The organism is Clostridium sp. DL-VIII, assembly GCF_000230835.1.
Taxonomy (GTDB): domain Bacteria; phylum Bacillota; class Clostridia; order Clostridiales; family Clostridiaceae; genus Clostridium.
On record NZ_CM001240.1, the window covers coordinates 111,636 to 125,437 of the forward strand.

The window sequence follows — 13,802 nt, forward strand, 5'->3', positions numbered from 1 at the left end:
GAATTATAGTCTGTTTTACTATCCCTTTATAACGTTAAATCTTAAATTTTTGAATTATTTCATTAAGTTTTTGAGCAAGCTCTGCTTGGCTCTGAGCAGTTAATGCCACCTGTTCCATTGCTTGCGTAGTTTCATTCATGCTCTCCTTTATTGTCTCTGCCTGTTCACTTGATTTTTGTGCTGTCTGTGCCATACCTTGTACAGCCTCACTTACTTGTCCTACTGTTGCTGTAATTTCTTCTGACATAGCTGCAATTTCTTCTGACATTTTACTTACAAAGTCAGAGTCATTATAGTATTGATCACCAGTTTTTTCGTATGCAAGAAATTGAGCATACACATCTTTATTAATAAAATCTAACATATCACTTCCAGTATCAATACTATTCTTAAACGCGTGCTGCACCTTTGCAATGGTTTCTTGAATACTTTTTACTGCACCAGATGATTGTTCAGCAAGTTTTCTAACTTCTTCTGCCACAACTGCAAAGCCTTTCCCTTGCTCTCCAGCCCTAGCTGCTTCTATTGCTGCATTAAGTGCAAGTAAATTAGTCTGTTCTGATATGCCAGCTATTGTATCTGCCATAATTTTAATATTATCTACTACTTCACCTTCTTTAATTGCCCGTTTCATATTTTCCTGTTTTTCAACAAATACTTTATTTGACTCTTGAATAGCTTTTTGGCTATTATCTTTTACCGCCATAGCTCTTTCTTTAAACTCATTTGAATTATTACTTCCATCCATAGCTTTTCTTGAAAGCTCATTTATACTTGAATCTACCTCTTGAATTGATGCACTCATCTCTTCTGCCCCTGCACTTGACTCCTGCATATTGCTGGTGATATTATTTACAGCTTCTTCTATACTAATTGATTTTGATGATAATTCTTCTACTGTAGCTGAAAGTTCTTCAGAAGAAGCACTCATGCTTTGAGAATCATCAATGATAGTTTTAATAAGCTCTCTAATATTATCCCGTGCTTTAAATAAGAACTCTGCTGTATTTCCAAATTCGTCTCTTCTTTTAATATTAAATTCATATGACAAATCATAATTTGCAAGTTTCTCACCGAATGATTTGATTATTTGAAGCGGTTTATTTATATCACTTGATAATATTAATCCAATTAAAATTGCTAATATAAGTCCTACAATACTTATTATTATCATTATTGTTCTTGAGGTTGCATATATTAAGTTAATATTATTGTTAGCCAATTCCGCATCCGCTAAGTTTATATCTATTAACTTATCTAAATTGTCAATCATCTCATCACTGACTTCGGATATTTGTAAATACTTTTCTTTTGCTTTGCTGAAATCCCCTTGATCTACTGATTTAAGAATATCTTCCCTCAAAGTTCTATACTTCATCAAATAACTATTGAATGTATCAAATACTTTATTTTCATCATCGCTTCTAGGTAAACTCTCATATTCGCTTATATATTTATTATCTTCATCTGTATTGCTTTGAATATCTTTTTCTAAGTCACTTTTCTTAGATAAATCTTCTACATATATTAGCTGAAGCATATCACTTTTGACTTCACCTAAATTTTCTTTCATATCTGTTAATACATATACAACTCTAAGATTTTGCTTATACATCTTTCCTGCATTACTTCCCACATTCTTGAGTGACACTATGCCGACCACTCCCACAACACTAATCAAAAATGCAACAATCAAAAATGCACTAATCAATTTAACCTTTACTCTTACATTCTTTAAATACCCCATTAATCATACCTTCCTTCCCACTTTTGTAATTATACAATTCATTAAACAATATAAATATTTTGTCTAATTATATTATAACTTAGGTTACAATTAATTCAAATATTACATTTTATACTGACATATATATGAATATTTGTAATAATACTAACACCGTTTTATAGGATATATACATTTAAATTAAAAATATACTAAAAAATAATTATCCTATATAAATTTTGATTAGACAAAATATAATGACTAGTTATATCTCTTTTTACGTACATATCTTTCCTCTTCAGGCTTTATTTTTGGTTTTCTCTTTAAAGAAAATAAGATTTTACCAACCCTCTTTTAAACAAGTTTAATTATTTTCCAAGCTAAAGCTAATTCATATGAAAATATATTCTACCTAGGATTTATTTAGTATCTAGCTCTAGCTAGTATGTTCTTTAAAAGGTAATCGGATGATTCTTCCACTCTCATCACATTTGTATTCTTTTGAACAATCAAAATGTGTTCCACCGACTAATTGCATTATAACCTTAAAAAATGCTTCTGCCATAACATCAGGATCTTGCAGAACAGTACCTGTCATATATCCATTTTTTATAAGCTCTAATGATTCTGGTATTGCATCAATTCCAACAACTGGTATAGTTCTTGTATTAGCATCTTTATTATATCCAAACTTTTGCAGTGCTTTTACTGAACCTACAGCCATAGTATCATTATTAGCAATTACAACTTCAATTTTATTGCCATACTGCACCAGCAAACCTTCCATCGCTTCTCTTGCTAAGCTTTCCTCCCAATTGCAAAATACTGAGGCAAGCTGCTCAACTTTTGTTCCCTCATCTTTAATTGTCATAATAGAGTATTTAGTTCTATCATTTGTTCCTGTATTATTCATCCCACCTTGCAATATCACATATTGCATTATTTCATCTTTATTTATGTCTATAGCATTTTTATTTTTATTCCACATATTAGCCAGCATTTGTCCTTGAAGCCTTCCTGCCTGTTCTGAATCAGGTAACACATAATATGCCTTATCATAGGATTTGACAACATTTTCATCTACCTTAAGTATTCGTTTGCTTGCAAAAATCACCGGAATATTTTTATTTTTGATTCGATCAATAACTTCCTTTGGATCATTCACTAAATCCACTAAACTTAATATAAGAACATCAATCTCCTCACTTTCTAATAGTGAATCAAGATTTTGATTTTGTATGTCTTCATTATTTTTGCTATCATAAAAATTAAATTTAATTTTTCCTTTATTTTTATTCTCCAGGTTTTCTAATCTTTCTTTTAATTGAACAACATAAGGATCATCAAATCTATAAAAGACTACTCCTACATTAATTAAGCCTGTTAAATTAGGTGCCGCCCTATTACTAGTAACAGCCTCTAATAGTGTTATACTTACCATAATTATAACTACAATACTTATTGTCACTTTTTTTAATAATTTCATCATTAAACCTCCTGTAGTACTCTATAATTATAGGATTGTGTTTTAAAAATAAAATTATTCTTATAAAAATAGGAATATTTAAAACTCTATATTGCTTTAAATATTCCTTCTCTTCACATGTTTATAATATATATTACAATGTATAATTGATAATTATGGTTTAAATCCTTACAGCATTTCTTCAATTTATCAATATATATTTTTGCTTACATATTATATAAATTTTTAACTAAGCTACAGCTTAGTTTCACAGTAACATAAATATTTAAGTCTCTCTATCTTAAAGTTTGATTTAGCTAGAATTTCCGGCCAGCACTTAACCATTTCATAAGCTTTATTCTTCTTTTCCTGTGACAGACTGCTCCAGTTAACTAAATCAGGAATCTCTTTATTTTCATTGTCTTTAGCGCTACTGCATTTCCAGCCTATTTTCTTTCTGTACTCATACCAATAATTATGCTCATTTTCTGCTAATATCTCTATTTCCTTTTGCGTAAATTCTAAAACTTCTAATTCTCCATTTACAGAAACAACATCATAATTTATTTTTAGCAAAGAATTAGGTATATGTTTAGCCTGATCTCGATAATAGTTCTTAACTTCTTCACTTAATTTACTCCATGTACTCATAAACTTCTCATCAGCATGCTTGTTTTCTTCATTTAAGAATACATCTTTTTGATGAATAGCTGCTGCAAGCTCTTCAATTTTCTCGCTATAAAATGCATCATGCATTAAATGACGTAAAAACTGCTCTTCATCAACATGTAATTCTAATTGTTCTTTTGAAGGTAAATCTGATTGCTCCCACTTTTTCGCATTGGTTAACATACTCATTTCGAGTATAGCTTCCATAGACCTCGATTCATGTTTATATCTTTTAATTTTAAGCAGGGCTCTCAGTACTCCGTTATCAATTTGTGCTTCTCCATTTTCATTTATAAGATGAGGTACTTTTCTCTCTAATAAAGATCTAAGCAGCATTGCCCTTCTTATCATAAATAAATGATCCCATTTATCATCAGTTTGATTAGGTCCTAAGATATTTACATATCCTCTCAAGCGGCTTATAAAATCTGGTCCCTTAGCTCCTTTAAATTCAATCAAAAATTTCTTTTGTTCTTCTTCATCTTTGATATCTTCTCCACTGAAATCCTTAAAGGTGCTACTTGTTCCTCCAGCAAATACAAAAATAGCTTTTCCTATTGGATGAACAGAATCTCCCACTCTAAATACACCATCCTGCATTGGAGCTAAGAAATACTTTAACCATCCTAATTTCTCACCAAGTGCAGAATCAAACTCATCAAAAAACACCAATGGTATTTTACCTTCTAATACAACATCTCTCACCTTATGAAAGGCATTAGCTAGATCTAGTGATGAACTGAACTGAGACAGATTAAAATCTAATTTTTTAATTAGATTTGACGCAATGCTATTAGCAATTTCTACTATACCAAATGATTTTCCCGAACCTGGTGTACCAAATACAGCTATAGAAAGAGGACGAACTGTATTTTTTGTAGAAATATATTCCAGCATGAGATTTTTAATGCTTCTATAACTTTCTATTTCAGCTTTATCAACTGTAGCTAAATTTCCAAATCGCGCTATAGGTATAGTATTAAGTGCATTCTTTACACCATTTTTCACTATATCATAAGCTATTTCTGCTAGGTTTGTGGAGCTCTTATCCTTTAATATATACCAACAAGCACGGCAATCAGCATTATTTCTATTAGGAACTTTTACATCCTGCACGTAATCTTCTCTTACAAAATCCTTCTCATCTTCAGTAAATATCAAAGGATTAGGAAAGCTTGATCTTTGAGGATCTTCACCAAATCCATAAATAAAATACTTTTGAGCTAAAACAATTCCTTTGCTTATCCCTCTGCTTATTGATTCTTTTAATTCCTCATCCTCTTCCTTTCCAGAAACAATTGCACTTGCAAGCCCTGAAACAAAGCATGAAGTAAGCCCATACATTTTACCTTGATAATCTTTAATAAATCCGCCTTCAAATTCATAAGGCAAAAAATATAATTTAGTTTCAGCTACACCTTCATTTCTATAATATATAGTCCCTTCAAGTCCAAAGGGAATTATAAGATGACGGCAGTTTGCTAAAAATGTAAGATTAGGATTATTATTAATCTGCCAGATGAAATCCTGAGCTGTCTTTTCCCAGGAAAGACTCTTACTTATATTCACTCCCTTTGAACGCAGGTCATCACTATTTATAATAACTATTGTATTTTCATTATGATGTTTTTGTAAGTGTTGCCAAAGCTCATTTGAGTCTATTGGATTATTAGTCTTATACAATATTATTGGCGCTGTATTATTTTCTTTTAGAGCCAAGGGCCAAAACTCCTTATTAGAATTAAATCCATTATTTTCATCATCTAATACAATCATATCAACATCTGGATCATCATCTATAATTGGGAGTGATTTAGGCATTCCTGATATAGGTCCTGTGAAACCCATAAAACGACTAACTCTATAAACCTTCTTCTTATCACTTTTATTAAACATCGGAAAAAGCTCTAGTTCTAAAGTAGAATTAAGAAATTCTCCTGGCAAAATTAATTCTATATCATGTAATTTGGGTGAAAGTACAGTAGCTTCCGTTGCTAAAGATATAAACTTAGCTAAGAGCAGCCCCTCTCCATTTTTTAATGTACTATGCATATTGGGATAGCCTTGCCAATTCATTCCTTCGTTATTTTCTGGATGGGTTATCCATTGCAATAAATCTACACTAATATCGCCTGACACAACAATTTTTGTATTCTTATTCTCCATAATTTACACCTCCTAATGCTAAAATCTTACTATTAATATACATTCCCATTATTAATTTGTTATAAACACTATATATTCCAATTTACAATGACTTATGAAATCATTGCAAAACTTTCCTTGTAGTTCTTCAAGCTACCTAAAATCTATTTTCTATGATAATATGATATTAATAAAATTCTTCTTTATCAAGAACGCACTTTTTTGTCATACAGTGACAAAAAAGTCACTAATACAAGTGTGAGGTAGTTAAAATGATTCAAATATCAAATAATCATGAAGAATGCTATATGAAAGAAAAATGTGCTAAATACGAAAAATGCCCAATGGTTTTGGTTCAAAATATAGTCTCTGGAAAGTGGAAAATATTGATTTTATGGTACTTAAGCTATAGTACCCTTAGATTCAGTGACCTTCAGAGAAAATTACCTAATGTTTCTCAAAAAGTGTTATCAAGGCAGTTAAGAAGTATGGAAGAGGATAATATTATACATAGAGAGGTGTATGCTGTTGTTCCACCTAAAGTTGAATATAGCTTAACAGAAGTTGGCAAGAAATTAATTCCTATTTTAGAGATGATGCATACCTTTGGAGCTGAATATCTAGAAGAAGGACTTAATAAATAATTAACTATAGATCCGCATAAGATTTTTTACTTATCTAGTTTAAATTTGTCACCATCCTGACACATTAACTGATTATAATAAAATCATAAAGTTAATAATAATTTTTTCATAAATATTTACCCCATTAAATAAATATTTCAATAAAGAGTAACACTCATTTCCCCTTTTGATGTGTTACTCTTTATTTATTAAAAGGATTCTATAAGATGAGAGATGGAGAATTATTTTATTTTTTCAAATATCGCCAGCGTCTGAATATTTTCAATATAATATGTGTAATTATCCAAATTATCCTCAAGGTTCATCTCATTGATCCAGTCAATGTATCCTTTGTATAGTTTCAATGCAAGCTCATCATTATAGGTCAATGCGACCCCTCCTTTTACATATATTACATTATATAACATTAATTTATATACTTTCTATACTATTTAAATTTCTTTTTCATTATTAAAACACAGGTTATCAAATCTACCCCCCTAAACTATTATTTTTAACAGCCCAAGGCGAAAAACGTGCAACTGCCGGACATACACTTATTTAAGTTAATTTCATAATTTCTTTTCTATATTTCTTATAAAACACAACAGTTAGTACAATATAATTAATTAAAAAACCTATATATATACCGTATAACTTTAACTTAAATGAAAGTATTATAAATAATATTACTGTTATTATATTTATACCCAAACTATATTTAAACACCCACTTCTCAAGATTTATAGATTGCAAACTAAATTTATACATTGTTTGCAATATGCAAAACAATTGTATTCCAACTGCAAAAATAATATAGTTATTACAACTGTTAATTAAGTCTGAATCAGATGTTATTAATGCAGGAATATCATTCTTAAAAGCAGCTACAAATAAAAATGATGCTAAGAAGATGGTTAATGTCATGAATAAACATAAATTTGTTATTCTATTGCAATTGCTTATATCCTTCTTTCCCAATGATTCACTAACCAATGTCATATTTGTACTTGAATAAGCAAACATAGGCATCAAAAGTAAATTGATAACATTCAATAATAGTGTATATGTTGATAATTCAATAATTCCTATTCTAGAAACTATCATATTAATACCACAAACAAAAATTAAGTCCTGGAAAACTTCTTGTCCCATTAATGGTAATGACAATGTAATTAAATTTTTACACTCTTCAATAAAATTAGATACTTTAAAATTTAATGTTACATATTTTCTAGCTAATAAATAATATATAATAACATTTATTAAAAGAGATGCAACAGTTCCAGTAGCTGCTCCTATTGAACCTAACTTTGGGAATCCTAATTTACCGAAAACTAAAATATAGTCTAACAAAACATTTATTATATTAATAATTATAGAAACCATAAAAATGTTAGATGTTCTCTTATAAATTTTAAATAGAGCAGAAAATGTGAATAAAATTAGATTTAATCCTATTGTAAGACTAAACACTTTTAAAAAGTTAGTTGCTTCAATTAAAGTTTGTCCATCCAATCCAAAAAAAGAATTTAATATTGTCCTACTAAAAATGTCTATTAATAAAAATAGAACTAACCCAATAACTATATTTATAACTATTGTTACATTAAATTTTTGATTTATATCATTATTATCTTTAGCCCCATTACTTTTGGCACCCAAAATATTATATCCAATCGCAATATTTCCTAATACTCCAATTAAACTGTTAATTATAGTTGTAACAAGACCTACACCTGCATATGCGTAAATGGAAATTCTCCCTACAATCGCTTGATCTACGAGTCCTAATAATATAGCAGATACATTAGAAAATATTACAGGAATGGCTATAGTATTAATTTCTTTTAAATATTTCTTATTTAATAATCTAACCATCCTATTTATATTTCCATGCCTAATACAATTAAATTGTTTTTAACTACATTCTTGCAGTCCAACGATATAAAAAATGATATAAAATCTTTTTTAAATAATTCCTCAAATTCAATATTCATAAAAATTCCCCCTCGCTTAATATTCTATATAAAAACAGCCATCATCTAAAACATAAATGCTTCCAGTTAAATTATAATCACTCGATCTACATCTTTCACCATATGAACAATTATAGCACTTTTTACATTTGCCTAAATTTTATCAAATGTTACGTAAACAACTTTCAACTTTTTTATTCTCTCTACATATTTAATTAGACGTTCCTTCTATAAAAAATTAAAATACTCTTACCATGTTTTGTAGGTAAGAGTTTTCATCATAATAATATATATTTCAAAGCAGCATTTGATATTTCAATGTATATAGCTAATATAGCAATAGCCCAAGACAATAAGTTACGTGAATTGCTATTGCTATGATTTCCTTCATTGTTTCCCAGTAACGCGAAAAACATATTACTGTTTGCCCATGTCGTGCATTTTTGTCGGAATGCAGGCAACCATCGCTAGCAAGGCAATGACCATCGCAACGAAAAATGTGATATGCAGGGCAAAAGTAAACGATTGGCTTTCAATAGCTTGAGCACTCAGCTCTTGTGCTGTTGCATTCTGTTTTCCCAAAGCTTGTAATGCTGTGAACAAGGCCCCTGATACGGTTACGCCCAGAATCATACCAATGTTTTTCATGGTGGAAAGTGTGCCGGATGTTACCCCTCTGTCCGCGTCGGGAACGCTTCCTAGAACAGCACTGTTGTTGGGCGTTTGAAACATACCATACCCAATCCCGATCAGAGCTACCACAAAGACCAGATAAGGCAACCCAGTATTCTGTCCAAGAAAGCCCATCAGCAATAAAGCGGCACCCATAATCCCCATGCCCGCAATACAAAGTCCACGGCTGCCGATTCGGTCGGATAGAGAACCGCTGATCGGAGCCGCAACCATAAAGGCGAGAGGCATAGGCAAATACAAAAGGCCTGTTTGAACCGTAGCAAAGTGCCGAAAAGTTTCAAGATAGAACGGCAAAAGAAAGATAAAAATGTACATAGCTGTAAAATTAAGCATTGCCGCTATTCCATTGTAAACAAATATTCGGCTGCGAAACAGGGTGATGCGCAAAATAGGGTTCGACTGTTTGCGTTCATAAAGCACGAATAGAAAACAAAGTATGACTCCGGCAGCCAACAATCCGCTAAACAATCCAGTAGGCATATAGGATTCTCCTACCGTATCAAGCGGGATTAAAATCAGCCACAGAGACAAAATAAACAAAGCTCCGCCTTTCCAGTCGAACAGTGCATTTGTTGTCTGTGGCTCGTCCTTTTCAATGTTGCGAACAGCCAAAAAGATAGCAATCAAGCCTACTGGAATATTGACAAAGAAGATGCTATTCCAGCCGAATGCAGCAGTCAATATGCCACCAAGAAGCGGGCCGAGGCAAAGGGCGATAGCGATGGAGACAGCCGTCACGCTAAGTGCTTTGCCGCGGTCTTTCTCCTCGGCAGCATGAGTGGAAATTGCCGGTCCAGATGAAATTATCATGGCCCCGCCTACTGCTTGTGTGATACGCCCCAAAATCAATATGTAGATATTACCAGATAGCCCGCATATCAGCGAGCCCACCGTAAACATCGACAGTCCTGTTACAAAAATCCGTTTTCGCCCAAAGGCATCCGCCAGTTTTCCGCAGAGCAATAGCATACTACTGATAGTAATGAGGTATGCAGTAACCACCCATTCGGTCAATGTAAGAGAAATGTTAAAATCTTTTTGAATTACCGGTAATGACACGTTTACTATGCTGTTGTCGATTTGGCTCATAAAACTGCCCAACGCAACGGTAATCAAAATGTTTCGTAGTTTTATACGTGAAGTACGTTTCATAGGTACCACTCTCCTTTCCAATATAAGGATGCTAAAATGCGAGAAATTTCTCACATTTATAATAAGCCGCGAGTTCGTCGTTGTCAATAGTATGCGAGGAATCCTTCGCATATTGTTGACAAGTACTCTGCCGGCGAATATAATGACGGTAAAAGGAGTGATCGTATGAGTGAAGCAAGACCCATCCGCAGACCCAGACAGTCCAGAGGAATCGCATCCCGATCAAAAATCGTTGATGCTGCCTTTAAAATATTTCAGGAAAAGGGATATTACGGCACCAACACCGAAGACATTGCAAAAGCCGCTAATGTTTCCATTGGATGCCTGTATTCATACTTCAAGGATCGGGACGATTTGTTCCATGAGATACTTAACCAGAGGAATCAGATTTTCCTTCAACTGTTTCCTTCCGAATCAGTCACGATAAAATCAAAAGAAGATATCCGCGAGTGGTTGAAAAAGCAGATCATCAGAGTGGCCGAATTTCAAAAAAGTTACCAACGGATCTATACAGACGTTCGTTCCCTTTCTTATTCTTCCACGGTGATTTCACATATTCTTACAGAGCAGCGAAACCACCGTCTCCATGTAGCAATAGAGTTTTTCAATACACATAAACAACTCCTCAAAGTGGAAGATATAGAAGCGGCTGCGATTCTGTTCTGTAATCTTATTTCTGTCACCACAGAGCAAATTGCATTCCGAGAAAACGATATCTCGGAAGATCGGATTTTGCAGGCTGGAGTTGATGCCTTGATGGCGTATCTGTTTGATTTGACGTAACAGCAGCCATATCAAAGTTTTTTTGTGCAAATCCATCAGTAAAAGTTGGTATAATAACGCAGTTACTTGGATTAACTAATGGATTCTTTAATTGGATAAGTAATTTAAATCTGCTGGATTTATACTGGTAGGAGAATATCTGCAATAGTACAACTTTTTGTATAAGAAAAGGCTTAACCGTTGCAGTTAAGCCTTTCTTTTTTTGTACCTTTGTACTCCCAGCAGGAAAAACTTTAATATTTTTATAAATTCTTTTACAAAGATAATCCTATGTAAAGCGCCTATATTCAGACTTAGCAAAAAGATACTGTATCTACAAAATGGCTTGTACATTTATATGTATTTATAAAATGTCGGTATTTTGTCAGTTATTTTATTGAACCATAAACACACTTTCTAACATATACAATGTCCCTCTTCTTTCTTCATAATTTGGGTCAAAAAGATGTACTATTCATTTAGAATAATGTGTTATATATATTACTAATTAAGTTATTATTTTTTTAATTCAGAACACTATAATAATCTGAAACTGTTCTTATTCCAACTGCAGCCTCTAATGTTGCAATTAGATTTTCATCTCTCTCTCTTTTATCAGTGGTAACAAATTCTCTTATAGATTCTTTATCAGAATTGATAAAAATTAAATTCCTTATTTCTTGCATTTCCATTTTTAGTTCTAAATCTTTATTATGTATATTTAAGAGTTCAGCAAGTTCCTCTTCATTTATCAATAAGTCAAGTTTAAAAATAGCTGATAAAAAATTTCTTTTTCCACCACTTTTCAAATAACAAGGTTTCAGTTTTTTTACAATATCTTTATTTTCTATCTGTATTCCTAGCTCTTCTAAAATTTCTTTTTTTATGTTATGCTCCAAATTTAAAAATTCCCCGCTAATATCCTCTTTATCAATTCCACCACCAATAAATTGTAATTTGAAAGGAAAAGCTGTGCATTCGTTCATTTCTCCAATAGCAAACTTATTATCAATAGTTTCAATCAGTACAGAAGTGTGGATAATTCTACAATCATCATCTTCATAATTATTTTTATGCATTGTATATAAAAAATGTGCATAGTTAGTTAATCCAACGTAAATATGTATTTCACTTCCATTAATCTTTATTTTATAAATTGTAAATACATCACCATTAAAAAGTTTTTTCCCGGTGTTTAAAAGGCTTTCCCAATGACTTTGGACTCTTTTACTATATTCTTTTGCTAAGGATATTTTTTTATTTGTGTAATGTACTTTTACATTATCATCGAACTTTAACATATTAATTTCTTTCATAAATTATAATTCCCTCCACAATTGTTTTTCAAGATATAATCTACTATTTAGAAGTAATTATAACATAAATTGTAAATATAATATTGTTCAGCTTTTAAGGAATGTAATTCATATTAATTACTACATCAAATCTACATACTTATATATTTCTAAAAATTCATTTATGGAATTTAAAGCAAATAAGTGGGGGCATGTGGTGTAAATCAAAGCTTTCTATTAAATTTTACATAGTAGGGTGGAATATAAATTTACCTTTTTTTTATTCATCCCTTTCTAGAATTACTCACTAAAAAAATCGTAAATTCAATTTTCTTGAATAATACGATTTTACAATTTGCTATTTATTTTTAGTGATTCATAAGAAAAATATTTTGTATTAAGTTTACTTTAGATTATGCTTATAACCGACGACTGTTATTTATTTTTTTCTAACACATAAATGATATTCATTCCACAGTCTAGCGTTCCTTGCATTTTAGTGAAAGCAATTTCTTTTTCTATAATGAGTTTCCAAAATTCTTTATCTTGTCTAGAATCTTCTAATGCAGAATCGCCAGCTTGTGTAAATAATCCAGCAGAACTTCGCTCTTTTATAGTAACAGGAAAGTCGGCAAATAGTGCATCCATTTCTGAACTTCTCATCATATGGACATAGTGCTTACTTGGGACAGGATAGTGCTCTTCATCTTGAATACCTGTATTAAATATCCACTTTGTAGCTTCAATGCCAAATTGATCTTTTTCATACCTAATGCCATCTAAATAATATAGTGATGCTCCGATAAAACTCATAGCACCTACAATCAATGTTCCGCCAGGCTTTAGAACTCTTAGCATTTCATTTATGCCATCTTTTTCCTTATCTAAAAGATAGTTTATTACTCCACCAATACAAACAATGCAATCAAAAGAGGAATCTTCAAAAATCCCCATATTCAGCACATCTAATACACAAAACATCTTAATTTTATCAAACAATGAAAGTTCTTTCATTTTCGATTTATTAAATTCTATCTGATGTACAGAAATATCTCCTACAGTTAGTTCATTACACATCTTCACAATATCTTTAGTGTATCGCCCAGAACCAGCACCTATTTCTAAAACCTTGTAATCCTGATTAATATAACGCTTTAATATATCAAAATGCACATGGTAAAGAAGTTCTCCGTGTCCGTCTTTTTCAAGACGATTCCATTCAAGATCTCCATAATTATCATATCTGTTTTTTGGAATTTCAGGGTTGTAACTCATAAAAGCATCTCCTTATCATTT

Annotated in this window: 10 protein-coding genes; 2 read left to right on the forward strand and 8 right to left on the reverse strand. The window is 31.6% G+C overall.

The features are described 5' to 3' along the window. Positions 1-34 precede the first annotated feature (34 nt). The 3 genes from CDLVIII_RS00520 to CDLVIII_RS00530 all read right to left on the reverse strand — a co-directional run bounded on the left by CDLVIII_RS00520 (position 35) and on the right by CDLVIII_RS00530 (position 6,023). Positions 35-1,747 (reverse strand): methyl-accepting chemotaxis protein, encoded by a 1,713-nt coding sequence (locus tag CDLVIII_RS00520; RefSeq protein WP_009167527.1) that lies wholly within the window; start codon positions 1,745-1,747, stop codon positions 35-37. A gap of 412 nt (positions 1,748-2,159) precedes the next feature. Continuing rightward, entirely contained in the window at positions 2,160-3,209 is a 1,050-nt protein-coding gene (locus CDLVIII_RS00525; protein ID WP_009167528.1) for a galactose ABC transporter substrate-binding protein, read from the reverse strand. A gap of 234 nt (positions 3,210-3,443) precedes the next feature. After that, positions 3,444-6,023 carry a RyR domain-containing protein gene (locus CDLVIII_RS00530; protein WP_009167529.1) on the reverse strand — a complete coding sequence of 860 codons (2,580 nt, stop codon included), beginning with the start codon at positions 6,021-6,023 and terminating at the stop codon, positions 3,444-3,446. A 251-nt stretch (positions 6,024-6,274) separates the two neighbouring features. Here CDLVIII_RS00530 and CDLVIII_RS00535 point away from each other — a divergent pair, with 251 nt between their 5' ends. Further along, positions 6,275-6,646, forward strand: a complete 372-nt coding sequence (locus tag CDLVIII_RS00535; RefSeq protein WP_009167530.1) for a helix-turn-helix domain-containing protein — start codon at positions 6,275-6,277, stop codon at positions 6,644-6,646. 221 nt (positions 6,647-6,867) lie between these two features. Here CDLVIII_RS00535 and CDLVIII_RS30975 read toward each other — a convergent pair whose 3' ends face one another. From CDLVIII_RS30975 to CDLVIII_RS00545, 3 genes are all read right to left on the reverse strand, one after another. Beyond that, complete coding sequence (locus tag CDLVIII_RS30975) at positions 6,868-7,014, reverse strand: hypothetical protein (protein WP_179117774.1); 147 nt, start codon at positions 7,012-7,014, stop codon at positions 6,868-6,870. Between the two features lie 172 nt (positions 7,015-7,186). Further along, positions 7,187-8,506, reverse strand: coding sequence for an MATE family efflux transporter (locus CDLVIII_RS00540; protein ID WP_009167531.1), 1,320 nt, complete (start codon positions 8,504-8,506; stop codon positions 7,187-7,189). 515 nt (positions 8,507-9,021) lie between these two features. Beyond that, positions 9,022-10,449, reverse strand: coding sequence for an MFS transporter (locus CDLVIII_RS00545; RefSeq protein ID WP_009167533.1), 1,428 nt, complete (start codon positions 10,447-10,449; stop codon positions 9,022-9,024). 165 nt (positions 10,450-10,614) lie between these two features. Between CDLVIII_RS00545 and CDLVIII_RS00550 the strand changes: the two genes are divergently transcribed. Beyond that, the gene (locus CDLVIII_RS00550) at positions 10,615-11,232 is read left to right on the forward strand and encodes a TetR/AcrR family transcriptional regulator (protein WP_009167534.1); all 618 of its coding nucleotides are present in this window, start codon (positions 10,615-10,617) and stop codon (positions 11,230-11,232) included. A 503-nt stretch (positions 11,233-11,735) separates the two neighbouring features. Here the strand turns inward: CDLVIII_RS00550 and CDLVIII_RS00555 are convergent. Together CDLVIII_RS00555 and CDLVIII_RS00560 are read right to left on the reverse strand one after the other, a co-directional pair. Beyond that, the gene (locus CDLVIII_RS00555) at positions 11,736-12,527 is read right to left on the reverse strand and encodes an NUDIX hydrolase (RefSeq protein ID WP_009167535.1); all 792 of its coding nucleotides are present in this window, start codon (positions 12,525-12,527) and stop codon (positions 11,736-11,738) included. Between the two features lie 414 nt (positions 12,528-12,941). Further along, positions 12,942-13,781, reverse strand: coding sequence for a class I SAM-dependent methyltransferase (locus tag CDLVIII_RS00560; RefSeq protein WP_009167536.1), 840 nt, complete (start codon positions 13,779-13,781; stop codon positions 12,942-12,944). Positions 13,782-13,802: the final 21 nt, after the last annotated feature.

Bases quoted from the DNA above. Each gene is read 5' to 3' on its own strand.
- CDLVIII_RS00535 (WP_009167530.1), top strand. From the start codon at position 6,275: ATGATTCAAATATCAAATAATCATGAAGAATGCTATATGAAAGAAAAA.
- CDLVIII_RS00520 (WP_009167527.1), bottom strand. From the start codon at position 1,747: ATGGGGTATTTAAAGAATGTAAGAGTAAAGGTTAAATTGATTAGTGCA.
- CDLVIII_RS00525 (WP_009167528.1), bottom strand. From the start codon at position 3,209: ATGAAATTATTAAAAAAAGTGACAATAAGTATTGTAGTTATAATTATG.
- CDLVIII_RS00555 (WP_009167535.1), bottom strand. From the start codon at position 12,527: ATGAAAGAAATTAATATGTTAAAGTTCGATGATAATGTAAAAGTACAT.
- CDLVIII_RS00545 (WP_009167533.1), bottom strand. From the start codon at position 10,449: ATGAAACGTACTTCACGTATAAAACTACGAAACATTTTGATTACCGTT.
- CDLVIII_RS00560 (WP_009167536.1), bottom strand. From the start codon at position 13,781: ATGAGTTACAACCCTGAAATTCCAAAAAACAGATATGATAATTATGGA.
- CDLVIII_RS00530 (WP_009167529.1), bottom strand. From the start codon at position 6,023: ATGGAGAATAAGAATACAAAAATTGTTGTGTCAGGCGATATTAGTGTA.
- CDLVIII_RS00540 (WP_009167531.1), bottom strand. From the start codon at position 8,506: ATGGTTAGATTATTAAATAAGAAATATTTAAAAGAAATTAATACTATA.
- CDLVIII_RS00550 (WP_009167534.1), top strand. From the start codon at position 10,615: ATGAGTGAAGCAAGACCCATCCGCAGACCCAGACAGTCCAGAGGAATC.